The sequence below is a fragment of the Acetobacter papayae genome (genome assembly GCF_047721125.1).
Lineage (GTDB): Bacteria > Pseudomonadota > Alphaproteobacteria > Acetobacterales > Acetobacteraceae > Acetobacter > Acetobacter papayae.
In genome coordinates, this window is record NZ_JBDNWF010000029.1 from 1 (window position 1) to 23,909 (window position 23,909).

Below are 23,909 nucleotides of genomic sequence, written 5' to 3' on the forward strand. Positions count from 1 at the left end.
CGTGGTGGGTGCGACAGGGATTGAACCTGTGACCCCCGCCGTGTGAAGGCCGAAAGAAAAAAACATTTAAGTGTTTGTTTTCATGGTATTTTTTTCAATGAGTTGCGGTCGTGGCTCCGATTCGGCACGTATCAGAGCCCGAGCCACTGTTTGATTTCATCACGGTACACATCAGGCATTTTCTTTGCATAGCGCGTCACCATGGTAATGGTACGCCACCCGCCATCATCTTTGAGGCGAAGTAAATCCCGGTGTAAGCAGTAATGCCATGTTGCAAACGTGTGCCGCAGACAATGCGGGGTTATATCGGGCACAAACTTGGTTTTCGCTTTGACCGAGCCCTTTGGGATCCATACGCGGTCATGACCCGGTAGGCTGGCCTTCCTGCAAGCTGTTGCCCACGCAGTCTTGATCTGCCCCCCACCCGTGCGCCCGGTGTCATAGTAGGTTGCCCCGATCTGCTTGCTGGATTGAGAGCCATAAGGTCTCTTGCATCTTACTGGGCGGAATACGCGGCCCGTTCTCCCCTTTATGCCTTCCAGCGCTCGCACCACGACTGGGGGTAGATCTATGTGTCGTTCATCATCTTGCTTCTGCCAGACCACGGCGCGCTTCCCAACTAGGTCCACATCCTTCCAGTCCAATTCAAGAGCCTCAGACATACGGGCGCCCGTTCCAATCAGGAAAATTAGCAGGGGTTGGATATGGAGTGCGGCCGATTCTACCAGGGCTGAGGCTTCTGCTGGGCGAAGAAACTGCATGCGAACTTGCTGCACCTTGGGGCGCTGAAATGCTGGTTTGTTGCACCAACCGCGTATTGCAGCAAACTCCAGAACAGCGCGTAACGGTGTCAGCACTGCACGTAGTTTCGTAGCCCCCGAGGCCTGTGCGCCCTTGGTCAATATGCTCTTGTAAGCATCGTCCAGATCCTGCTGTCCGATGCTTGCAAGCTTTGTCGTGCCAAAGTGCTGCAAAAGTCTACGCAAATGCGTGCGTGTTGTTTCAGTTCTAGGCTCGGCTTCCATATATGCAGCTACTGCATGGGCAAATGTTACGGTTGCCCTCTTCCCATAGACAGATTCTGTCCAGAGTTCCGCTTCGCGTTTCGCCCTGAAGGCTTCCGCTTGGACGGGGTTAGCAGTGCCAGTGCTTTCGAATAGGCTTTGTCCGCGGACAGTCCCGCGGATGTAGAGCGTTTTTCTGCCGGAGCGTGTGACGATTTTGAGCGACATTCCAGACTATCAATCAACCGGATAATATCATCAGGGTGGAAAACAATGCGGCCGACGATGCGCCTGTGAGTTGGTGCACCGTTATGCTCTGGGAAATTCTTCAGATGTTCGAGCAGCTTATTTCGACCAATGGTGCCTTGCAGATGTTCAAGGACATCCGGCACCTTCATGAGCTTGGGAATATCAGCCACTTCCGATCCTCCCCGCCTGCGCAGGCTCCGTTGCCCGGCGCTCCGCTTTGAGGATGTACCGTCTGGCTGCTTCCCATCCGTGAACAATGGGGCCGCCTTCAAATATGCATGCTAACGCAGCAATCTGTTCCACTCTCGTCCTCATGCTACATCGTCTTTCTTGTTCTGGTTCAGAACGTGGACAGTATCTGTCCAGCCGATAATCGCGGGGGCATCGCCCGTTTCATCCAGCTCACACTCTGCAAATTCGATCTGAAAAAAGGGATCAGACAGCAGGATGCTAAAAAGCCCCTGCTGAATGACTGTCATTTCCAAAAACCAATCCGGCAGGTCAGGCGCGCTGTGGCCGGTAATCACGCTCCGGCCGTCCTGCCTGTGCCTGCTGCAATCCGGGAACCGGATCTGATAACCATTCTGCAGGTCGGCCAGAACACCGGAATACCGGCCCTGCCCGTTATTGGTCAGAGTAATCTGGTACCGGGGCATCGCTCATGCTCCATGGGCCTGTGGCATCGGCAATGCTGGGCGCATCATTCGCCACAATGGGGCGGCGCAGTCTCATGGCCATCTTGTCCGCCTGGTCGCGCATACAGGCGGCGATTGCATCCAGTGCGTTTGCGGCAGGCATGAACAGTTCAGCCCGGCATGAAAATGCCGCTTGCCCAAAATTGTCGGCGTGGTGGCGTAGCTGTTTCACCATTTCCAGAATGCGGGCATCCTGATTAAGCACGCGAATATTGCTGCGCTCCCGCATTACAGGCACTCCGCAAGGCTGGATGTTACCGGCCCCATGCCCGGCACATGCGGGATAGGCCGCACCCATGCGGCGCTAAGGCGGACATGCTGGCCATTGGCAAAGCGCACGATATGGTGTCGCGCTTGGCCGTTATGCATCTCTACCCGCACTTCGCGCGCTATAATGGGATAGGCTCCCAGTCCGCACGGGCGGGGATGTGGGTCGTATATGATCACATCCCGAGTGGATGCGAGGGACTGAACGGGGCTCATGCGCGCCCCCTTGTTGCTGCGCTGGGGAGCGCCTTGCGGTACTCCCCAGCATCTTCCATCATCGGACTTGCAACAGACTTGATGAGGAAACCAATGTCAGACGATAGGAAGCCTACGCCACTACCAGAGCGTGTTCCTGCACCAGAAAAGGAAACCAAGCAGGCGCCAAGGCCGCGGTAACCGGCTGCTACCTCCCGGTGATAATATGGGCCAGCGCACCGACAGCGGGAATAGCCGCAAAGCTGGCCCATGAGCAGACCAGCCACCGGGAGCATACTGTCAGTTGGCCCCTGTTCTCCTGTATACCCGATTGAAAACTGAGCGCCTGCTGTTCCACCACGGCCAGCTCGTTCCGCAACGCGGTATGCAGGAACCAATCTGGCATCTGCGTTGGGGGAACCCACTGCCTCGGCCGCAACACCATTGCGGCACAAGCGGCCGTCAGGCCAGAAAACAGGCAAACAGACAGCATCGTGCAGGGCAGTTTTTGGTTGATTGTCAGCGCCAACAACGCGCAGGACAGGGTAACGCTCCAGCCAATGGTCTGCCCGGCCCGCGATGTCAGGCTGTCCATGGATGCTGACTGAAATTCCAGCCTTTTCTGCGCTTGGTCGAGCGCCTGACGCGCACACCACAGCCGCAGGCCTTCCGCTGCAATCTCCCCCACATCTACCGTTGGCGGATTGCTGGTGCTTTCGGTCATAGGATGGGCCTGCTGAAATGGTTGATGTAACGGCGGCAAGTCTAGCACATGGCGGTGGAGCGGCTAACGCGGACTGCTCCCGGCGGCTCTGTCGTGCGGTATATGGCATTCATTCCTCCATCGCGGGGTGGCGATGGAGATAAGTTTCATCAGGTGAAAGCCTCTGTCAATAAAAAATTTCTTCTGGTGAAATTCAGTGCCGCTTTCGCATGGCTTTTCCGGCAGCAACCCATGCGTCAAAAGCCTCTGGGTCTAAGTTTTCTGCTAGGTCTGCCGCTTCTTTGTACTTCTTGGCTTTATCTTTTTCAGAGGGATCAAACAATAACTCCTCTGGTTTGGCATTTAAGAGTTCAGCGATCCGGACAAATTGAGAAAGTGTCATATTTACCTTGCCGTTCAGCCACTTAGACACTGACGGCTCGGACATATTAAGATCTTCTGCAAGCCTTCTTTGCGTAATGTTACGCAGCTTCATCCAAGACTTAACGAACCGCAGTGTGTGGCGGTTTTTGGCAATTTCTTCCGGGGTTAGCTGCTTTTCCTTCATGTCCGTATTGTGCCTCTATTGGATAGAGACAGGCAGACATGCTGGTGAAAACTTTCTTGACCTGAAACTTTCATCAGAATAAAGATTTTGCATGTCTTTGAAGGCTCTCCTTAAGGAGCAGGGGAAAACCCAAGCTCAACTTGCTGCCCAAATAGGGGTGAGTGAGCCAACTGTATCCCGATGGGTTCGGGGGACAGCTTTTATTCCGACGCAGATGTTGCGTGCCGTTTCACGCGCTTTAGGCGTGCCGTTAGAGACTTTGGTTCCAGACGATGGAGGATTTACAGCATGAAACCTCATGAACCCACCAGTACGCCCTCCCCGTCAGGCCGTCACCCGGAAGCTGTTCGGGCTAGCGCCTTTTATATTGTGGTCAAGCGCATGATGGACGTAACTGGGGGACGCGGTGGCATACCTACCGGTATTGCTGGGGGGCCAGAATAATGCCTATTCCTGCAATAAAAACTGCCACAAAAGAGGTTGTCCAGCGCGTTGGTGGGTATGAGGCTGCGGCCTCCATATCCCGTGTTGGCAAGTCTAACCTGAGCGATTACGGCAACCGGGCCAGCCCGCTTATTGTGCCGGTCGATGTGGCCATTGTTCTGGATCGTTGCGCCCAGCAACCCATTATTCTGGCGGCTATGGCCCATGCTGAGGGCTTTGCTCTGGTGCCCCTGCACTTTGGTGAGGGGCATATTCCCAAGGATATGGCTGAGTTCACCGACAAGGCCAGTCAGGCCATTCAGCGCGGGTTTGAGGCGCTGGAAGACCGGCGGGTGGATGTGCATGAAGCCCATGAAATCGCCCGTTGTATGAGCGATGTTATCCGGGTGGCCGAACATATCCGCGGCAGCATGGGCAAGATCATATCTGAAAACAAGCCCTGTCTGGTTGATAGCCCGTCAACGGATGCAGCCTGATGCCGCGTGAAGCCATAGACTGGTCGCGGCTGGATCAGAAGCTCAGGCATTTTTCGCGCTGCGGCATTCCCATCCGGCGGCAGGCGCTCCGGCTTGGAATTTCGGAGCGATCAATAAAGTTGCGGCGGTCTGCCCTTGGCATAGTCCGTGACCAAACAAGCAGAAAAAGGGAGAGCGCCCATGGCGCGTGTTAGGCCCGGCACAGCCGCGGCATTGGCCCTGTGGAGCGTCTGGCCTTCGCGGAGTGATATTCTGGTGCCAGCGCAAAAGCAGCCTGTGCAGCGCGTCCAGTACCGGCGGCCACTCAATGCGGAGGCACTGGCGAAAGGTCATATTCGTCCCGATCTGGCCCGGCAGGTCAGGGTTTCAAGCGGCTACACATGGAAGCCGTTAAACGTCAGGGAATAAGGATCAGATTATGCAAAGCCCTGCATCGCTCTCAGAGGTGCACATGAATGGAGCCCCGGCACTCGAGTTGATTGACCTGTGCGCCCGCCTGAACGCAGCTATACAGGTAGCAGGCGGCGTCCCGGCGTTTGCGCGCCTGCATGGCCTCAAGCAGCAAGAAGTGCGCGATACGCAAAACCTCAAGTCCGTGTCGCCCAATGTGACAAAGGTCGTTGGCCTTGTGCCGGTCCTGCGCTATCCAGTGAAATCTCAGGCAGGGCGGTTGGCCCATCCTCTGGAAATTCAAGAAAATCTGAATAGTTTTATTCGCCAGCATCCCACGCAACGGGCAGCGGCAGCCGCGCTTGGCATAAGCGAGCAGCACCTTTCCAACATCCAGAATGACCGTCGGGGCTTTACGCCTGTCCTGACGGCGCTTGGTTTTGAGTTGCCCGTCATGCGGTTTGTAGGGGTCGTATAATGGAAGCTGATTTTTACGGGTCCGTCTTACGGCAGCCACCGGAAAACCTCGCCGCGGAGCAGTCCCTTCTTGGCACGATCCTGTTCGATAATAGGGCGCTGGCCACGGTGGATGATATCGTTGGGCCAGAACAGTTTGCCAGTGCCTTAAACGGCCATACGTTCGGACTGTTCCGAAAAATCATTTACTCGGGCAATACGGCGGATCCCATCACGCTTCGCTCCATGCTGGATGGGCATATCCTACTGGGTCGCATGAGCCTTGGTGATTACATGCAGGCATTACTCGGCTCTGTTATCGGTGTGCCGGCAGCGCCCTCCCATGCGCGAGCCATCAGGGATACGTGGGTGCGCAGGTGCCTGTTCAAAATCTGCACGGAAACACTAGATCGCTGCGCCCGCCCAGGTGAAGACGGTGCCAGTGAGATTGTCGATGCACTGGAAACGGGCCTGCTGGATATCGCGCGTGGCACGGTCGAGGCAGCGCCAACGCATAGTCTGGAAGACGCCATGCGCTCTGCCAGGCAGGCTGCTCTGGATGCCTGCCAACGCGGCACGGGCCTCGCGGGCATCACATGGGGATACCGTGCGCTGGATCGCATGACAGGCGGGCTTATGCCGTCCGCCATGTATCTGCTGGGTGCGCGCCCGGCTATGGGCAAAACAGCCCTTGGCTTCGGCATAGCCACCCGTGCGGCGGCGGCTGGTCATAGTGTTCTGTTCTGGTCTGGCGAAATGACCGCCGCGCAACTCGGCGCGCGGGCAGGCGCTGCGTGGGCGGGTCTGTCCACGCAGTCTGTGTTCACCGGCAGGCGCTACGATATCCCGGAAGATGTAGAGACGGGAGAGCGCGAAGCCCTGTCAGGCTGGCAATGGCGGGATCTGGAAGCGGGGGAGCGCGCAGCCGCCACCCTGCCACTGCAAATAGATACGCAATCTCGCATTACTGTTGCGCGGCTGCGTTCACGCGCCCGCCGCATGAAGCGGAGCCGCGCTGGGCTTGACCTGATTGTGGTGGACTATGCGGGACTTATGTCTTCTGGGTCTGATTATGCGGACCAGAAGCCGTATGAACGGATCACCAAAATATCAGGCCAGCTCAAACAACTGGCGACAGAGCTTGAAATCCCTATTCTCGTTCTGGCGCAGCTCAGCCGCGAAACGGAGCGGCGCGAAGATAAGCGGCCCATGATGTCCGACCTGCGGGATTCCGGCGCGCTGGAGCAGGATGCCGATGCCATTCTGCTGCTGCACCGGGAGCACTACTACCTGAAAAAGCAGGCTGATGCAGGTGTTACGAGAAAGGACAAGGAAAGTTATGAAGATTACACAAACCGCGCAAGTGAACTTGTGCAGCGGGTAAATCAGGCTGAAGGCAGGGCAGATGTTCTGATACCCAAAAACAGGCAGGGGCCAGAGGGTACGTGCCATCTCCACTTCACTAACCGTACAACGTGGTTCCGGGACACATCGGAAGATGTAAACGGTCCGGCATGGTGCAGACCGGAGTAAAGTAGATGAGACTGCCCCGCCAGAGATTTGGGAAGCATGCCCGTTCAGTGATGGCAGATAGACGGTGGCCTTTGCTGCCTCTGTCGGCACGGGCAGCATGGCTCCAGTTAACGGATCTGGGAGATGTCATGCCTGAGCTGAGGCAGCCCCGGATGGGTGGTGCTGTTACCGCGGATGAACTGTGCCGCCTGCTTTCTGCCCACTCCGACGAACTGGCGGGCGCGCTCCGCCACCTTGTTGAACGTCAGATTATGGAGCCGGTGGCCAATGGCTACCGGCTGAAGGTGTATTGATCATGGCCCGTAAATGCATGGGAAAACTTATCTTCGACATGGGGCGGGATATCCGTATGCAGGCCCTTGGCCCGGCTGCATTTGGTATCTGGGTCATGCTCATGGGGCTGATTGATGAAATCGGTAACGAGGGATCAGCCACCTTTGGTATGGGCCGCGCGCCCGCTTTGGCGGATGTCGCGCGCCTTCGGTTCGGCATGACGGAAACCGAACTGAAAACCCAAATTGAAACCCAAAGCAAAACCCATTTGCTCTCATGGAATGATGAAACGCAAACGCTTGCATATGCGGCGGAGCTTCAGCCCAGCAAGCGCACGATTGCAAACCGATTGAATGGCGCAAAGGGCGGAAGACCGACAAAAAACCGCCTTACCGAGCGTACTGATCCTGCGCAACGCCACCTACCACCCATGCTTATACAGGGAGGGAAACCCATGCTTTCCGGGAAAACCCAGCCAGAAACCCACGCGCCTATAGCTAAGCTGGCTATTACTGAAAGTAATCAAGCTATAGCTAAGGCTCCTGCACCAGAAGCGATCGATGCGGTCTATCAGCGCATAGGGCCGAAGGCTTTCGAATTGGCGGGACTGGACCCGGTGAAGGATATGTCAAACTGGATGGCCGCTCGCCAGTGGGCCGCGGATGGCCTTGCGCATGGCATGACGCCGGATGAAATCGACCGCCTTGTTTCAGCCGTCGTAGCAAGCGTTACCGAGCGCCAACAGGCGAAAGATAGCGGCTGGAAGCCCAAGCATATCGGGTATTTCACGCCTGCGGTGAAGGCTGCGATCGCTGCTGGCGATGTGCCTGAGGCTGCCATGACGCCAGAACGCCGCAAGGCCGGTCAGGCGTTTGAGCGCGACATGCTCGCATGGATGCGTTCCGGCGCTCAGGGGCCAATGCCTCGGCTGGAGGATTACTTTGGTAAGGCAGCAGCATGAGCGCAGCAAACCGCGCGCCTCTATCAGGGCAAGAAATGGCTGAGCAGGTTGAGCATCGCCTGTTCGAGGCCGGTCTGACGCTCGCCTGTATGCCATCTCATGGTCTGCGCCCGGCCTGTTACGGTTCGTCATGGCAAGAGACACTCATGGAACTGGACGATCTGTTGAGCCTGACAGCAGAAAGTGCAATCAGGCCGCCCATGCCTAGCGCCGCGGCAATCTCCCGCATGGATGAAGCCATGGGCTGGGTGTCGTGGATCCAGAACACGGCACATCGTCGCGTCGTTCTGTTCTGGATGATGATACACCCGCTTTCTGCTCGGCATCGGTATAGCTGGCGCCAGATTGGCGACAGAATGGGCCGCGACCATAAAACCGTTAAAAGCTGGTTTTTCAGGGGCATAGCTGAGATTACAAAAAAAACTTACGCCTGAGTGCATTTTTGTCTTCCCAAATCCCCCAAAATGCACTCTTTTAACAACCATACTTCGGGGTCGTGCAGCCTACAGGCTACGCGGCCTTTTTTATTGCCCGGAACGCTGCAATGGCACCACGCCTCAAATGCTTGTCTTCTGGCCTGCCCACAATAGATACCCGCATAGCCCAACCGCCGCCTAAGCGAGTTGATCCGTTTTATCTGTCCCGACCGTGGAGGCAGTTAATGCGGCAGCTTGTCACCAGTCGCGGTGATGCCTGTCAGGAATGTGGCCGGTCAGGTGTTCGCCTATTTGGCGATCATGTTCACGAACTCAAAGATGGTGGGGCATTGCTGGACCCCGCCAATATCAGGCTGCTCTGTGGCTCCTGCCACACCAAAAAGACCGCCAAGGTCCGCGCAGCCCGGATGGCCGAACGTCATGGCCGCGAATAAACGGCAGAAATCAGCCATTTTCCGGTAATTTCCGGGCGCCAGCCCTCTGGGGTGGGGCGGGTCAAAAGTCTAACCCGTCACGGGCACCCTAACCGCGCCAGGCTCACGCGCAGATTTTTTTCTGGCGTTTGAATTCAATCAAACAATCAAAGGAGGGAGTGATGGCACGCGGCGGCGCTCGTCCGGGTGCTGGCCGTAAGAAAAAAGCGGTCACAACCGAAGACTGGAAAGGCCCAGATCTCCCTGAAGGCAAAAGCCTTCGACCTCTGGATTTCTGGCTGGCAATCCTGAGAGACCCTAACGCCCCGCTGGATCTACGTATGCTGGCAGCAAAAGAGGCGATGCCTTTCATGCACGCGAAGCCTGCCCCGGCTCGTGAAGATGGCCAGACAGACTTGGCGAATGCTCCGGGCGCGGGGGATGACTGGACGCATGATCTTGACCCACGCAACGCAGCAGGAGGCGTTCACTGATGGTATGGGATCTGAGCTGCCGTGACTGGCGCGAACGTATCCGCTCAGGCCAGTCCCTTATGCCAGAGCTGCCCCATCTCGACCAAGCGCGGGCAGAATGGGCAGTCAGGATATTTAACCGGCTCCGTATTCCTGATGTACCTGGCACGCCAGCTCTGTCGGAAGCCTGCGGAGACTGGTTCCGCGAGATCGTCATGGCCCTGCATGGCTCTCTGGATGCGACTACGCGGGAGCGCATGATACGCGAGCTGTTCCTGCTTGTGCCCAAGAAAAACGCCAAAACCACGCTTGGCGCTGCACTCATGCTCACCTCTGTCATGATCAACGACAGACCACGGGCGGAATTTCTGATTGTCGCCCCGACAAAGGAAATTGCCCAGCTCGCCTTTGACCAGGCGACGGGTATGATTGAGCTGGATAGAGGGCTGCGCCGGCGGTTCCACATTCAGGCACACAAGAAAACCATCACGTTTCTGCAGTCCGGGGCCACGCTCCAGATCAAGACATTCTCGCCAGACGTGATGACCGGCGTAAAACCGGCTGGTGTTCTGGTCGATGAAGAGCATGTGATTGCTGAAAAATCGGACGCTGCCCGCGTCATGGGCCAGATCCGGGGCGGCATGGTCAGCCAGCCAGAAGCTTTCTTGCTGATCATCACTACCCAGAGCGAGAAACCGCCACGCGGTGTGTTCAAAGCTGACCTGATGAAGGCTCGGGCTATTCGTGATGGTGATACCCAAGGCCATACCCTGCCGATCCTCTACGAAATGCCAGAGGATCTACAGAAAGCTTCGACCGTCCCAGGCGAGCCCGCGCCATGGGAAAACCCGGCTGTCTGGCAGATGGTACTGCCCAACGCAGGCCGGTCGATCACAGTAGAGCGTCTGGAGCAGGACTACAGCGAGGCGCGCAGTGCCGGTCTGGAGGAACTGATACGCTGGGCTTCTCAGCATCTGAATGTGGAAATCGGCCTTGCCCTGCGTAATGACCGCTGGGCCGGAGCTGATTACTGGCTGGATCAGGCTGACGATGAGCTGACACTGGCAGAAATCCAGAACCGGGCAGACGTAATTGTGGCCGGTATCGACGGCGGCGGTCTGGATGATCTACTGGCCCTCGTCGTTCTGGGGCGTGACAGCGTGACTGCTGAATGGCTCTGCTGGTCGCGGAGCTGGGTCAACCTCAACGTGCTTGAGATCCGCAAAAAGGAGGCCAGCCAGTTTCTCGACTTTGAAAAGCAGGGGGATCTCTGGGTCATGAAGGATCCGGGGGGCGATATCGAGCAGTTGGCCGATACCCTGAAATCCGTCAGCAAGACTGGCAAGCTGGCAATGGTAGGCCTCGACCCTATGGGAGTCGGCGCCATCGTAGATGCGCTTGCGGAGCGAGGCATAGATGGCCCGAGGGTCGTCGGAGTGTCGCAGGGCTGGACGCTTTCCGGCGCCATCAAGACGGCCGAACGCAAACTGTCCGATGGCACCCTTGTTCACTGCGGGCAGCCCATCATGGCGTGGGCCGTCAGCAACGCCAAAGTGGAGGCGCGCGGCAATGCCATCATCATCACCAAGCAGGCCGCAGGAAACCTGAAAATAGACCCGCTTATGGCGCTGCTCAATGCGGTGGTGCTGATGTCCAAAAACCCACAGGCTAAGCCCACGATGGCGGGCTTCCTACGTAGAGGATTACTCTCGGCATGACCTTCAAGAAGCGTGTCCAGGGATGGATGTTCAAGGCGATTAACGCCATGAGCATGACTGTCACAGGCGTAAACCTGCTGGATATGCGTCTGGGAGCATTTCTGGCGGGTGGCCCTACCTACAGCGGTAAAATGGTGTCTGTGGATAGCGCCATACAGCTCGATACGGTCTGGGCCTGTACACGGCTGATTTCCGACACGATTGGCGCCATGCCGCTCAAGCTCTACCAGCGGCAAGGGGATGGCAGCTCTTCGGTCTTGGCTCGGAGCCATCCTCTATACCGTATTCTCTACAGCTCCCCCAATGCGGACATGACGGCCATGGAATTCTGGTCCGCTATGGTCGCCTGTCTCATGCTCTGGGGTAATGCTTTTGCTCAGGTCATCTGGAGCGACGGCACGGCCGGGCGGCGGGTTGTGGCGCTTAACCCGCTTAGGCCTGACAGAATGACCGTACAGCGGGACGGCGGTACGGGAATGCTGATCTATACCTATGTTTATCAGGGCCAGACGCTCACCCTTACGGAAGATAGTATCTTCCACATCAAGGGTTATTGCACGGATGGCATGATGGGGATTTCTCCTGTCAGTGCCGGCCGTCAGCAGATGGGCAGTGCTATGGCGGCGGAAGAGGCGGCAGGCCGTATGTTCGCCAATGGGCTGATGAGCCAGACCTACATCAAAAGTCCTGACTGGGTTCCTGAAGATCAGGAAGCACGGGTCAAGCAGATCCTTGCCGACTACTCAGGTGCGGTCAATGCGGGCAAAACACCGCTGCTGGAAGGTGGCTGGTCTGTCGAGACCATAGGGATGAAACCTGAGGATATGCAGCTTCTCCAGACCCGCGGCTTCAATGTGGAAACGTTGTGCCGTTGGTTTGGGGTTGCTCCGGTCATGATCGGGCGCATGGAGAAGTCCACGGCCTGGGGCTCTGGTCTGGAACAGATGAACCTCTGGTTCCTGACATACACGCTCCAGCCGTGGCTCGTGCGGATTGAGCAGGCCATTACGCGCTGCCTTCTGCAGCCTGCGGAAAAGGAGGTGTATTTCGCACAGCACAATGTCGATGCCCTTTTGAGGGCAGACAGTCAGGGCCGGGCGCAGCTTGAGGCATCGCAGGTCCAGAACGGTATCAAAACCCGGAACGAGATCAGGGCAAAAGAGGGCGATCCACCATTGCCGGGCGGGGATATTCTGACCGTGCAGGCGCAATTCATCCCTCTGTCGGATGTGGGCAAGGCAGCGGTTCTGCCAAACGTGCAGCCCCTCCCCGTCTCAGTTCCTGCAACCCTGCCGCAGCCGGGCGGCTCAATAGGAAATCCTGAGAATGTTTGATTTGGAAGTCTGCGCCGTTCCCTTTGAGTGCAAGGCTGTTGCCGGAGCCAATGGTGAGGCTGGTCATGTAGAAGGATATGGTGCCGTATTCGGTAATACGGACTCTCATGGAGATGTCATTCTGCCTGGGGCGTTTGCCCAGTCCATTGCTGAGCGTAAAGCGCAGGGCAGGCTTTTGCCCATGCACGTTATGCACGGCTTCTTTGGAGGTGACGGTGTGCCTGCCGGCGTATGGAGTGCCGTATCCGAAGATAGCAAGGGGCTTCATGTCAAAGGCAAGATATCTGGCACCGGCACGGACGCCGGGCGGCTGCTTTATGAGCGGATAAAGGATGGCGCTCTGGGGGGCTTGTCCATCGGGTTCAGTATTCCCAAGGACGGCTCTGTCAAAATGACAGAGCCGCAGGGGCCAAGACGGCAGATAAAGCAGGCAAACCTGCATGAGGTAAGCCTTGTGGATGATCCCAGCAATGCTCTGGCCCGCGTTACCGACCTTAAGCGGCGTATGGGGGGTGAGTTCAAATCCACCATCCAAACCACGGCCGCCATGCAGGCGCTGGAAGCTGCCCTAGGCATTTACCAGAAGTCGCTTCAGGGAAACGATGCCCCAACAGCGGAGGAACGTCAGCAGCTTCTGACGCACCTGCAGGATGCCTACGAGGCCTTGACGGGCAAGCGGATGCCGGATGACCTGAAATCCGCCCTACCCTTTCTGCCTCCTGAGCTGAAAGCTGCCGTATCCGCGCTCAAAAACGCCCTGAATGGCCCCGCCAGACACCCGAATGTCTTGGATGGCGCGCCAACTAGCCTCGTGCCCGCCAGTCTTTCCGGTTTTCGTCTGACCTGACGCGAGCAGCCTTTTTTATCCACAGCCGCCCTTTGAGGCGGCTTTTTTTTATGGGAAAAACCATGACTACCGAAAACGAATACAAAGTCGCCGTCCAGCAGCTTACCGAAGCAACCGGCGAGGTTAAGAAATACGCCGAAAAGACGGATGCCGAGATCAAAAACCTTGGCAAGGTGACGGAGGAAACCAAAGCGGCTGCTGACAAGGCGCTGACGGAAATGAACGGGTTTTCGGCCCGCGTAACGGAGTTGGAGCAGAAATTCTCCCGCATGGGCAGCGGACCGGTTCAGGCTCAGGAACGCAAAAGCGTTGGCCAGTTCGTCGTTGAGTCCGATGAGGTGAAATCCATCCTCAAGGAAAACGGTGCATGGACAGGCCGTGCTCGCATCGAGCTGAAAAATATTACATCGACTGTCGCCGGTACGTCGGGTTCTGGGCTGGTAGTGGCCGACCGCGTGGCGGGCGTTGTCGCGCAGCCCCAGCGCAAGCTGGTTGTGCGCGATCTGCTGATGCCCGGCACCACAGCTTCCAATGCCATCGACTACGTGAAGGAAACGGGCTTTACGAACAACGCTGCGGAAGTGGCGGAAAACCCCGGTGTAGCCAAGCCAAAGTCGGATATTACCTTTGATCTGGAAAATCTGCCTGTCCGTACGGTTGCCCATTTTGTGCTGGCGTCCGTACAGGTTCTGGCCGATGCCCCCATGCTCCAGTCTTACATCAACGGGCGACTGATTTATGGCCTCAAGCTGCGTGAAGACATGCAGCTTCTCAATGGTGATGGCACGGGAGTTAACCTCAAAGGGCTCATGGCGCAGGCCACCGGGTACGCCCAGCCTGCTGGGGTCACGATCAAGGATGCCACCATGATCGACACGCTCCGGCTTGCCATGCTGCAGGCGACGCTGGCCGAATACCCGGCAACCGGCCACGTTCTCAACCCCACGGACTGGGCCAGCATCGAACTGACCAAGGATGCCCAGAGCCGTTATGTCTTCTCCAACCCGACCGGCCTGGCTTCCCCTGTCCTATGGGGGCTGCCGGTTGCGGAAAGCCTGTCCATGGCCGCTGGTAGCTTTTTGACCGGGGCTTTGGAATATGCCGCCCAGATCTTCGACCGCGAAGAGGCAGCGGTTGCCATCTCCACGGAAGACAGTGACAATTTCCAGAAAAACATGGTCACGATCCGCGCGGAAGAGCGGCTGGCGCTGGCTGTGTATCGCCCAGAAGCCCTGATCAAAGGCACATTTGCCGCTCCTGCGGGTGGCTAAGGGGATGCCATGAGACGGACAATCCCAGTCGGGGCTCCGGCGGCGCTTGCGCCGCTGGCTTCGCTCGAAGATCTGAAAGCAGACCTGGGCATTACGGACAATGGCCAAGACGCCCGGCTTAGCAGTCTGCTTCTTGAAGCGTCAGGAATGGCCCTAGCCTATGTCGGACGCTCCATTATGCGAGCCGTCTGGCGGGACAATATTACGATTGAGCCGGGTGCAAAGCGGCTACAGCTTGTCCTTGGGCGCTGGCCTCTTCTGTCCATAAAAGCCATGTCTATTGGCACTGTATCTCTGACGCCTGAACAGGTCGAAGCTCTGAACGTGGATCCGGCTTCTGCCATCATTTACCCGGCAGACACAGGCGGCCGTCTCTGGTCTGCTGGCAGCTACACCATTGATTATACGGCCGGGTATGCCCTGCCGGGTTCGAACGATCCGTTGCTGATCCCGCCGAATATCCAGCGGGCAGTCAGGCAGATTGCAACCGGGCTCTGGCATGGTGCGGGCCGCGATCCGCTACTGAAATCAGAGGCGGAACAGGGGGTGGGATCCACAAGCTGGAATGTTTCCGCTCCCGGCCTGGGTGGCCTGCCACAAGAAGCTGCGTCCATCCTCATCCCTTACCGTACAGCGGGGTTCCGATGAATTACAGAACAGACCGCAGACGCCGCCAGATCCGGGCCAAGGGCCGTAGCATGACGCTGCGGCGGCCTAATGGCGGCACCTCCATTGTCCTGATGGCCTATGCGCCGCCGCCGCAGGCTGTCACGCTGGATACTGGCGCAGCCATTGCCCCATTCGTCGCCCAGACCACCAATGATGAACTGGCGGCCGGTGCCTATGGGGCGCCCCGCACGGATGACATCCTGATGGATGGCGCGCGGCGCTATGCCCTCAAGGATGCCCAGCCTGTCTATGACGGTTCAGTTCTTTGTGGCTGGACATTAATTGCATCAGGAGGGGAAGCCAATGACATCTCCGGCAGTCTGGTCTGATGCCTGGGCGCGCGCCACGGCGGCGGCACAGGCGGATGGAGCGAGCGTGCTGGATCCGGCCACTTCCGTTCAGACGGTGCCTGACGGAGCCTATTGGGTCATGGAAACAGACACAGCCCTGTCTGACCGCATGGGCGCTGGTGAGCCGGTCAATGCGGAAACAGGCACGATCTGGCTGCATCTGATGGTGCCCAAGGGCACAGGAACCCCGGCAGCTCTCGCATCGCGCATCGGCATGTCCAATGCGTTCCGCTCCAACCCCTCCCCTGGCGGGGGCCTGTCCTACTTCGAGCAGCACTTTGACCCGCCGAACCTGAGCACGGACGGAACCCGCTACAGGTTCTCGCTTGGCGTTGCCTACGAGTTCCAGAACCTACCTCCCCAAATAGCAGGCTGATCGAGACCGATCTCCTATTTGCCTCCCATTTCCCGATCATTTGGCCACCCATTTTGGTGGCTTTTTTTTATGGAGTGAGCCATGCCGCCCTATACAGGGTCCACAACCGGCTACGCTGCTGGCGAGCAGACAAACGCCGGTGTCATCACCTATATTCTCGAAAGCGCCTACAAGGTTCCGCAGGCTGGTGCTGCGCAGGATCTGCGCTTTACCTCAGAAACGCTTGCCAAGGCTGAAACCACATCCTCGCCGGATGAAATCAATGAACTGGCGGAAACCAGCCAGACGGTTGTAACGCAGGTTTCAGCCTCGGGGTCCATTTCCGGGGCGTTGTCGTATGGCACTTATGACGACATGCTTGCGGGCGTTCTCACCAGTGACTGGCTGGTTGCAAAGGTTGCTGTCGGCATCGACAGTAAGGCAACGCCAGCAGTGACCGGTAGCTATGCGCTCAAAAGTGCTGCCCACGGTGGTAATGATGTGTTGCTGACATCAGCAGATCTGAGCGCATGGCCCGTAACCGGCATTATTCATGTCGTGGATACCGTAAACGCGCTGGATATCTATGCCAAATATACCGGCATTGACGGCGGCCTGCTCCTGCCTGCTGGCACGCTCAACGCCAGTGACGGTACGCCTCTGGTGGCCGATGGTGCTGTCATGGCTGACGGAGCTACCATTACGCTGGCCGACATCATGAATGGGACCATTTACAAAACATGGTCCGTGCAGAAGAAACTCGGCGCGCAGTTCCAAGTTTATCCCGGCAGCATGGTCAGTCAGGTGCAGATCAGCCTGCAGCAGGGTCAGGTTCCCACCATTCAGAATGACATGCAGTGCGCGAATATGCTGCTGTCCAGCACTGCCCTGACGGCCACCGTAACGCCCCGCACGACAAGCCTGATCATGGATACTGTGGGGGGTTTCGCCGGCGCCACGATTTTTGGCAAGGCACCGTCAGGCTGCATCCGGCAGGCAACCATCACCCTGTCACGGGATGGAAACGGGCAGGATATCGGCATGGGCCATGCTGATGCCTGCGGGATCCGCTTTGGCAGTTTCAAGGCTGCCGGGTCGCTGGAATATTTCTTCAAAGACTATACCGAGTTCCAGAAAGTTCAGTCTGGCATCACCGGCCCGGTAACGCTTGCGGTTAAGGGTGATGATGGCCGTGGGTATGTCTTCGTATTCATTGACGCCACACTGCGAAATTTCAAAACCCTGATCACGGGCAAGAACGCCACTGTCGTGGCGCAGTGCGACATCGAGGCCAACCCGGCGCCCGGCGGCATCACCTTCGCCATCTTCCGTATCTGAAAAAAGTTTTTCAGGGGTGTCCACTAATACCGACACCCTTCCCCTTCATGGCCGCCACGCGCGGCCTTTTTATGTGGAGCACTTCATGCCCGTTCTTTCTGATCTCGCCATTGACAGCAACGCCATCAATGATGGCGCTTGGGCCTCCATTGATGAGGTGCCCGGCCTTTCCATCAAAACGCGCGGTTACACCGACGCCTTTCTGGATGCCCAGAACCGCCGGCTTGAAAAGGCCATGCGGGCAGCGAGCGTTTCGCAGGCTGCCCTGATCCCCAACGCGGTACGCCGCCAGCTTAACGCACGTCTGCTGGCGGATTTTCTCCTGATTGATGTGAAAGGCCTCTTTCATGACGCCGAGCAGACCCAGCCGGTGACGGTCAATGAGTTCAAGGCCCTTTTGCAGGATCCGAAATATGCCCGTCTGGTCAATATCTGCTGGGAAGCCGCTGGGGCTATCACCCGTGACGGGGCCAGCCAGGCAGAGGAAGCCGAGGGAAACTCTGTAGCGCCCTCCAGTGGTGGCTGATCTGGGGGGAGTATCCCGGTCTGTGGGATGATGAAGAGGCCTCTTCCGACAGGGTAGACCCTCTTCCTCAATACCACTGGATCTGGCGGGCATGGCATCGCCTGTCCACAGACAGACGCGAAAGCCTCGCCCTGTTCGGTATGCCCTTTGGAGGAACAGTCTCAAAAAATCTGCCCAGGGGCACGCCATGGAGCATCGTCAGGCTGTGGGCAAAGCACCATCGTCTGACCGATGCGGAAATGGCGCTTCTTGACCGCTGTATCATCGCAATGGACCAGACCTACGCTAAGTTCTGGTCTGAAAAGAACAGGACTTAGCTAATGGCCAGATCTGCAGTGCGTTGGTCAACCATCATGCGTGAGCAGCTCACCCTGCAGGTCAGCGGTGGAGCATCCACGCAGGGCCTGCAGGCGGCTGTTGCCCGGCAAAGTCGCCTGATACGGGATACGGCTATCCAGCAGGGCCGCGCATCGCCGGTTTTCCTCACCAAGGTGGATGGGAAGCGCAATGCGGCGGAGGAAACCGTTAACCTTGCGGGCGGCACCATTACCTATGTGTTCAGCCAACTCGCACAGGCGGCGAACTGGGCGCTGGATGAGTGCCGCAAACGCTCCCCGGTGCGTAGCGGTGCGTTCCGCAGGAGCTGGGCGGTGCTGGTGGATGGTAAGCTCTGGGATACGGCACCAGCTACCATTCCGATGGGCTCGGAAGTCTGGATCGTGAACACCATGCCCTATGCCCGCAAGATCGAGGTGGGCGGACAGAAGATCAAAACTGACCCCCAGATTGTCGAGGCGGTCCGCCAGATCGTGCCGCGCCGTTTCAACGGCATCACGGCACAGCGGGCCTTTAAGCCACTGGCAGGAGGCCGGGACGCGCGCGGCGGTCCTGTTCCTTACATCCTCAAAGGGGCTGGCATCGCCTCCGGCTTGTCCTGGACCCGCAAGGGTGGCTGGGCACGCAAACATACATCTTACGTGAGCGAACGTGCCGACCGGCAGGCTGGCGAGCAGGTTCTTTACCCTACCCTTATCCTTACGGAACGGATCACCTGATATGACAGTCGTGCAGGTCAATGAAATTGATGTCGTCGTCAATGACAGGACAGCCGAAGGGGCAGCGTCTGCCGGCGTGCATCTGGATGAAGTGCAGGACAAGGCCTTTGCCGCGCGCGATGCCCTGAAAGACATGGGCAGCGCAGGAGATCAGGCCGCCCAGACCGTGGCAGGCGGTGCCAGAGACGCAGCAGCAGCCACGGACAACATGGCGGCTTCCGCAACAGCCAGCCTTTCTGCGATGCGCAAAGCTTATTCCGCTCTCAAGGCAGAAGCGGCCTCCCTACAAACGCAGCTCGACAAGGTGGGTGCTTCTGGTGGTGATACCGGCAACATCACGGCGGAACTGTCACGCACGCAAACGGAAATGGCGCGCCTGCAGGATAGCATGGCGTCGATGCGCCAGAAAACCGCCGCTGCAACCGATGCCCAACTGGCATGGAACGGCCAGTTGAACGCCGCCAATGCCCCGATTACCGGGCTGGCAAAAGCCATGGCCCAAACATCTGGGGCGGCTGATGGTCTGGGGAATGTCTTGCGGGCTGGCGTCAATACTGACCTAAAATCCTTATACCAGATGGGCGCGTCAGCAGGAGATACAATCTCACGTCTGACGCTTCGGCTACAAACCGCGCAGGACCGCTTGCAGCAGGTCAAGGTTCAATACCTGTCAGCAGTCGCCTCCGGTATGCCCGATCAGGATGCGCAGCGCATTGTGGCGGCCCAGCAGGCTGTTGTGGACACGCTGACGGAGCAGATTGCCGTGGCGCGCGAAGCAAGTGCAGCCATGGACGGGCTGACAAGCGCCCATATCCGCAGCACCAATGCCGCCAAACTGGAAGGCTATCAGGTTGGCATCCTCATGGATGAGGCGCACAAGTTCTTTGACATGGTGCTGGCCGGCGGCAACCCGCTACAGGCAGCATTTTACGAGGTGCCCAATGCCGTGCAGGTCATGGGGGGCTTTGGCGCTACACTCCAGCGTGTCACGGGTTTCCTGTCTGGACCCGGCGGGATTGCGGTTGCTGCTGCGGCGGCAGGTGCTGCCATCTACAAGGTGGGCGCCTATGCCGAGGGTGAACAGGAGCAGCTTGCCCAGCTTTCCCAGCATCTGCGCGCCACCCGCACTGATTACGCTGAAATGGCCACACAGGCGGAAGAGGCGGCGCGCGCCCTCACCCATAGCGCCGGTTCAAACCTGTCTCTTGATGATAGTCGCACCGTTGTGCAGACGCTGGTTGCGGTGCCGACAGTGGATACCAGCCAGCTCGACCGGCTGACTACAGAAGCCCGGAATCTGTCTGCCGTCATGGGCACTACTGTGCCCGAAGCCGCCAAGACCATGGCGGCCGCTATCCACGATCCGGCGCAGGCCGCCCAGAGCTTCTCCCAGAGCGGTATGCCGGGCTTCAATGCAGGGCTTGTGCTTATGGTGCAGCATATGCAGCAGGCCGGGAATGAAGCCGGGGCGTTGCGCCTGCTCATGGATACTCTGGATCATACGGTACAGGGTGCAGCCGATCAGGGCCTGACCAAATTCCAGCAGGCCTACCGTACTCTTAGCCACGACATGGGCGGGTCTGAGGATGTCTTGCGCGAATATGTGCGCGGTGCCGGTGATCTGTTCACGCAAATGGGCACGACCGCGCTGCAGGTGGTGGATGATATCATTCACGGGGTTGAAAAGATCCCGGCAGCTATCGGGAGCATCGGCACATCGCTCCTTGGCGTGGTGCAATCTGCTGGGAGTTGGATCGAAGGCGGTGTTGAAAGCGGCTTGAATGCAGTGGGTGCCACAAACATGGCCAGCCTTATGCATCAGGGCAGCACAGCCAGCCCCACATTTTCCGCCCCCGCTACAGGTGCGACCAGTGCAGCGGCTTCCGCTGCTTCAGCAGTTGCCGCTGCTCAGGACAAACAGATTCAGTCAACATCAGCATTGACTGCTCATTATGCTGAACTTGAAAAAGCCGTTACGGCTGCGTCTGGTGCCGATAATAGCCTTAGCGGGCAAATATCTGATCAGCAGCGCAAAATACAGATGCTGAACACAGCTTTGACAGCAGAAAAAGAACTTCATCGTGCAGGACAAGTCTCTGATGCTGCCTATTCGGAAGAAATGCGGAACCTTACGGGGCAGCTTCAAGCCGCGCAGGTCAGTCTTGCAGGTATGCGTGGCCCCTTTGCGGATCTGATCGAACAGCAGGACCGGGCGGCTCAGTCTGCGTCGGCCTTGACCGGATATGACAAGACCATGGTCAGCGCCGCCCAGCAGGCAGACGATGCGGCACGCTCGCTATCCGGCGGCATGGCCTCTGCTGCCGAAAAGTCTCTTGTTCAGGCCGCCGCCGCACGCACTCTGTCTGCGGAATACCAGACGAATCTTTCGGTGATTAACCGCAATATCGGGCTGCAGGACCAGATTACCGCAGCTTGGGAAAAAGGTGGCAGCGCAGCCAGCCATGCCACGAATTATGTTGAGGCCTATAACTACGTTCTTGACCATTTTGGTGCGACAAGCGCCAATTTTGGTCAGAAGGTGGATGCAATGGCCGCCAGTCTGGACAGGCTTTCTGCCTCCAGAGCCGCAACGCAGCTCGCCCAGCAAACCTCAGCCAATAACGACCAGTTGGCCGTGCTGCAGGCGCAGACTGCAACGCTAGGTCAGAATGACGAAGCCCGGCAAAGGCTCATCAGTCATATGCAGGCGGAACAGCAGCTTGAACGTGATGGCCGAAGCCTGACAGATGCTTCAGCACAGGCCTACCTCAAAAGTGCTGACGCTGTGGCTGACGCATCCATTGCCTACCAGCACCAGCAGCAGGTGCTTGATGATGTAACCGGCAGCCTGTCCAATATGACCGACCAGCTTTCAGACGGTATCACGCAGGGCTTCCTGCAGGGTACGTCCAGTGGCATGTCGTTCAAGAGCACGCTGCAGGGAGTGGAAACCCAGATTATTTCCATGCTGGCGCGCATGGCACTGATTAACCCGCTGCTTAACGCCATAGACGGCAAAAGCAGAACAACGCTTTCAGATATTAGCTCTCTGTTTGGTGGAGCTGGAGAAAGCGGTGGCAGCTCGGGGGGCGAAACCCTGGACGCGGTTTCCTCGTCTGGCTGGGCGATCAGTCCAGGTGAGGCACTGGCTATGAAAAACCAGATATCCGGTTCTTCCTCCAGTTCATCAGCATCTGGCCAAGGCTGGCTCGGCAGTTTGATTGGCACCAAAATTGGTGGAAGCAATGTTTCCATCGGTAGCATCGCTGGCGGGATAGCTGGCGGGATGAGCCTTGGCTCAGCGCTTTCCAGCGTGGGGGGCGGTTCTGATGGCACATGGGGAGCTTTGGCTGGTACTGCCGTAGGCACTGGTCTTGGGGCGTTCTTTGGCGGTCCGATTGGTGCCGTCATTGGCGGCACTGTCCTGGGCGGTCTGGGCGGCCTTATCGGCAGCCTGTTTTCTCAGACCCACTACGCCTGGGATACGGTTTCTGCGCAGAACGGACATCTGGGTATTTCAGGGACACGCACATACAAGGCCGGAGATGATGTAACGGGCCAGCTCAACCCCCAATTGAGCGCCGTCAATAAATTCCTTGACCTGAACGATGTCTATTTTGACGATGGCACTCTTGGTGACGTTGGGCACTACCATAAGGGCAAAACCAGCTACAGCCGGAACCTGTCCGATATTATCACCAACGGCACACTGGACAGTGATGACGCCAATCTGAAACAGGCGCTGAAAGACCTCATGCCCACCAGCGTGAGCGATATCAGCACCTGGCAGCAGGATGTGACCAGCATCAAATCCATATCGGATGCGATGGATACTATGAAAGTCAGCATCAAGAGCTTTGACGATAGCACCCATGTTACCGTTGATCACTTCAACGGCTACACGGGCGACATGGCCACGGCCCTTTCCACGCTGGATGGCAAAACCCTGACCGACTCTAACCTGCAAAGCCAGTTTCAGGCCATACAGGAGTTTGTCGGCACCACTATGCCGGGTCTGCTGCGCGTTACGGCTGCTGGCTCTGAAAGCCTCATGGATCAGGTGGATGATCTCAAGCAGAAATACCAGTCTGCGGCGGATACCGCCAAATCCTACGGGTTGGATGCCCAGGCGCTGCTTGATACTGGCAATGCCATAGCCGCCAAGATGATTGCAGATCAGAATACCAGTCTGGCGCAATCTGATCTGTCGGTGCAGGCCCGCTACATGGCGGCAACCGGCAATCAGGAAGGGGCTGACCTTTTGAACCAGCAGGTCAGCGGAGATCAGGCCATTGCCCAGTTGCAGGAAAGCTGGCGAGGGTATCTGGGCGACACCTACGCCCAGAATGCCACCTATCAGCAACAAATGGCTGACCTTGATAAAACGCTGGCGGCAGAACGGCTGGAAATCCAGCAGCAATATGCCGGTAATTCGCTCGCCCAGCTCCAGCAGTACAACAGTTCGGCTCTGCAATCGGTTACATCTGTGTTTTCCAGCCTGAACGGTTATGTGCAGGATCTGGCAACGTCTGATGCCTCGCCGCTGTCCATTCAGGCGCAGTATGGCGTGTCCAACGCCAATCTGACCTCTGACTATCAGGCGGCCATGGGCGGCGATTACGATGCCCTCTCTCGCGTCCAGTCCGATGCCCAGACCTACCTCACACTCGCAAAACAGTGGGACGGTTCTGGCACCGCCTACGCGGATGACTTCCAGCGGGTTCTGACCATGCTCCAGAGTATCGGAAGCCTTGGTTCAGATACCTTCACGGCGTCTCTGGCAAAGACACTGTTTCAGCAGAACACGGATGCGACCCTGCAGGTCAAAACAGCAATCCAGAGCATGCAAACGGCCATTACCGCAGAGCTGCGGCAGTTCACCCGAGTGCAGGCAGCAAAGGCAGCTTAA

28 protein-coding genes are annotated in these 23,909 nt (G+C 57.8%); 22 read left to right on the forward strand and 6 right to left on the reverse strand.

The features are described from left to right. Positions 1 to 131: 131 nt before the first annotated feature. Entirely contained in the window at positions 132 to 1,232 is a 1,101-nt protein-coding gene (locus ABF757_RS09115) for a tyrosine-type recombinase/integrase (RefSeq protein ID WP_415481891.1), read from the reverse strand. An 83-nt stretch (positions 1,233 to 1,315) separates the two neighbouring features. On the opposite strand from ABF757_RS09115, the gene ABF757_RS09120 reads away from it, so the two are divergent. Next, positions 1,316 to 1,474: a hypothetical protein gene (locus ABF757_RS09120; RefSeq protein WP_415481892.1), complete on the forward strand. Its 159-nt coding sequence runs from the start codon at positions 1,316 to 1,318 to the stop codon at positions 1,472 to 1,474. A gap of 90 nt (positions 1,475 to 1,564) precedes the next feature. Here ABF757_RS09120 and ABF757_RS09125 read toward each other — a convergent pair whose 3' ends face one another. From ABF757_RS09125 to ABF757_RS09145, 5 genes are all read right to left on the reverse strand, one after another. Continuing rightward, positions 1,565 to 1,909, reverse strand: coding sequence for a hypothetical protein (locus ABF757_RS09125; protein ID WP_415481893.1), 345 nt, complete (start codon positions 1,907 to 1,909; stop codon positions 1,565 to 1,567). Further along, on the reverse strand, positions 1,878 to 2,177 hold the full coding sequence (locus ABF757_RS09130; protein WP_415481894.1) for a hypothetical protein: 300 nt from the start codon (positions 2,175 to 2,177) through the stop codon (positions 1,878 to 1,880). The genes ABF757_RS09125 and ABF757_RS09130 overlap by 32 nt, the downstream gene beginning before the upstream one ends. Next, complete coding sequence (locus tag ABF757_RS09135) at positions 2,177 to 2,431, reverse strand: hypothetical protein (RefSeq protein WP_415481895.1); 255 nt, start codon at positions 2,429 to 2,431, stop codon at positions 2,177 to 2,179. The genes ABF757_RS09130 and ABF757_RS09135 overlap by 1 nt, the downstream gene beginning before the upstream one ends. Positions 2,432 to 2,618: 187 nt before the next feature. Then, positions 2,619 to 3,134: a hypothetical protein gene (locus tag ABF757_RS09140; protein ID WP_415481896.1), complete on the reverse strand. Its 516-nt coding sequence runs from the start codon at positions 3,132 to 3,134 to the stop codon at positions 2,619 to 2,621. 193 nt (positions 3,135 to 3,327) lie between these two features. Further along, positions 3,328 to 3,681, reverse strand: a complete 354-nt coding sequence (locus ABF757_RS09145; RefSeq protein ID WP_415481897.1) for a helix-turn-helix domain-containing protein — start codon at positions 3,679 to 3,681, stop codon at positions 3,328 to 3,330. Between the two features lie 91 nt (positions 3,682 to 3,772). Here ABF757_RS09145 and ABF757_RS09150 point away from each other — a divergent pair, with 91 nt between their 5' ends. The 21 genes from ABF757_RS09150 to ABF757_RS09250 all read left to right on the forward strand — a co-directional run bounded on the left by ABF757_RS09150 (position 3,773) and on the right by ABF757_RS09250 (position 23,909). Beyond that, positions 3,773 to 3,973, forward strand: coding sequence for a helix-turn-helix domain-containing protein (locus ABF757_RS09150; protein ID WP_415481898.1), 201 nt, complete (start codon positions 3,773 to 3,775; stop codon positions 3,971 to 3,973). 151 nt (positions 3,974 to 4,124) lie between these two features. Continuing rightward, entirely contained in the window at positions 4,125 to 4,601 is a 477-nt protein-coding gene (locus tag ABF757_RS09155) for a hypothetical protein (RefSeq protein WP_415481899.1), read from the forward strand. Between the two features lie 180 nt (positions 4,602 to 4,781). Continuing rightward, entirely contained in the window at positions 4,782 to 5,009 is a 228-nt protein-coding gene (locus ABF757_RS09160) for a hypothetical protein (RefSeq protein WP_415481900.1), read from the forward strand. Between the two features lie 10 nt (positions 5,010 to 5,019). Next, positions 5,020 to 5,469 carry a hypothetical protein gene (locus tag ABF757_RS09165; RefSeq protein WP_415481901.1) on the forward strand — a complete coding sequence of 150 codons (450 nt, stop codon included), beginning with the start codon at positions 5,020 to 5,022 and terminating at the stop codon, positions 5,467 to 5,469. Continuing rightward, complete coding sequence (locus tag ABF757_RS09170; protein WP_415481902.1) at positions 5,469 to 6,980, forward strand: replicative DNA helicase; 1,512 nt, start codon at positions 5,469 to 5,471, stop codon at positions 6,978 to 6,980. Before ABF757_RS09165 ends, ABF757_RS09170 begins: the two co-directional genes overlap by 1 nt. A 50-nt stretch (positions 6,981 to 7,030) precedes the next feature. Next, entirely contained in the window at positions 7,031 to 7,273 is a 243-nt protein-coding gene (locus ABF757_RS09175; RefSeq protein WP_415481904.1) for a hypothetical protein, read from the forward strand. A gap of 101 nt (positions 7,274 to 7,374) precedes the next feature. Then, positions 7,375 to 8,214 carry a hypothetical protein gene (locus ABF757_RS09180; RefSeq protein WP_415481905.1) on the forward strand — a complete coding sequence of 280 codons (840 nt, stop codon included), beginning with the start codon at positions 7,375 to 7,377 and terminating at the stop codon, positions 8,212 to 8,214. Further along, entirely contained in the window at positions 8,211 to 8,648 is a 438-nt protein-coding gene (locus ABF757_RS09185) for a DUF6362 family protein (RefSeq protein WP_415481907.1), read from the forward strand. The genes ABF757_RS09180 and ABF757_RS09185 overlap by 4 nt, the downstream gene beginning before the upstream one ends. 227 nt (positions 8,649 to 8,875) lie before the next feature. After that, on the forward strand, positions 8,876 to 9,085 hold the full coding sequence (locus tag ABF757_RS09190) for an HNH endonuclease signature motif containing protein (protein WP_415481908.1): 210 nt from the start codon (positions 8,876 to 8,878) through the stop codon (positions 9,083 to 9,085). Between the two features lie 161 nt (positions 9,086 to 9,246). Then, positions 9,247 to 9,558, forward strand: a complete 312-nt coding sequence (locus tag ABF757_RS09195) for a hypothetical protein (protein WP_415481909.1) — start codon at positions 9,247 to 9,249, stop codon at positions 9,556 to 9,558. Beyond that, positions 9,558 to 11,255 carry a terminase large subunit gene (locus ABF757_RS09200; protein ID WP_415481910.1) on the forward strand — a complete coding sequence of 566 codons (1,698 nt, stop codon included), beginning with the start codon at positions 9,558 to 9,560 and terminating at the stop codon, positions 11,253 to 11,255. Before ABF757_RS09195 ends, ABF757_RS09200 begins: the two co-directional genes overlap by 1 nt. A 47-nt stretch (positions 11,256 to 11,302) precedes the next feature. Continuing rightward, positions 11,303 to 12,589, forward strand: a complete 1,287-nt coding sequence (locus ABF757_RS09205) for a phage portal protein (RefSeq protein WP_415481911.1) — start codon at positions 11,303 to 11,305, stop codon at positions 12,587 to 12,589. Next, positions 12,582 to 13,436 carry an HK97 family phage prohead protease gene (locus ABF757_RS09210; RefSeq protein WP_415481912.1) on the forward strand — a complete coding sequence of 285 codons (855 nt, stop codon included), beginning with the start codon at positions 12,582 to 12,584 and terminating at the stop codon, positions 13,434 to 13,436. Before ABF757_RS09205 ends, ABF757_RS09210 begins: the two co-directional genes overlap by 8 nt. Positions 13,437 to 13,498: 62 nt before the next feature. Then, positions 13,499 to 14,707, forward strand: a complete 1,209-nt coding sequence (locus ABF757_RS09215) for a phage major capsid protein (protein WP_415481913.1) — start codon at positions 13,499 to 13,501, stop codon at positions 14,705 to 14,707. Positions 14,708 to 14,716: 9 nt separating this feature from the next. Next, a complete protein-coding gene (locus ABF757_RS09220; protein WP_415481915.1) occupies positions 14,717 to 15,355 on the forward strand; it encodes a phage head-tail connector protein in 639 nt (212 codons plus the stop codon). Continuing rightward, positions 15,352 to 15,705: a hypothetical protein gene (locus ABF757_RS09225; protein ID WP_415481917.1), complete on the forward strand. Its 354-nt coding sequence runs from the start codon at positions 15,352 to 15,354 to the stop codon at positions 15,703 to 15,705. Before ABF757_RS09220 ends, ABF757_RS09225 begins: the two co-directional genes overlap by 4 nt. Beyond that, positions 15,680 to 16,102, forward strand: coding sequence for a hypothetical protein (locus tag ABF757_RS09230; protein ID WP_415481918.1), 423 nt, complete (start codon positions 15,680 to 15,682; stop codon positions 16,100 to 16,102). Before ABF757_RS09225 ends, ABF757_RS09230 begins: the two co-directional genes overlap by 26 nt. An 81-nt stretch (positions 16,103 to 16,183) precedes the next feature. Further along, complete coding sequence (locus ABF757_RS09235; RefSeq protein ID WP_415481919.1) at positions 16,184 to 17,419, forward strand: phage tail tube protein; 1,236 nt, start codon at positions 16,184 to 16,186, stop codon at positions 17,417 to 17,419. An 85-nt stretch (positions 17,420 to 17,504) separates the two neighbouring features. Next, a complete protein-coding gene (locus tag ABF757_RS09240; protein ID WP_415481920.1) occupies positions 17,505 to 17,945 on the forward strand; it encodes a hypothetical protein in 441 nt (146 codons plus the stop codon). 320 nt (positions 17,946 to 18,265) lie between these two features. Next, positions 18,266 to 19,000, forward strand: coding sequence for a hypothetical protein (locus ABF757_RS09245; protein ID WP_415481921.1), 735 nt, complete (start codon positions 18,266 to 18,268; stop codon positions 18,998 to 19,000). Position 19,001: 1 nt separating this feature from the next. Next, positions 19,002 to 23,909, forward strand: a complete 4,908-nt coding sequence (locus tag ABF757_RS09250; protein ID WP_415481922.1) for a phage tail protein — start codon at positions 19,002 to 19,004, stop codon at positions 23,907 to 23,909.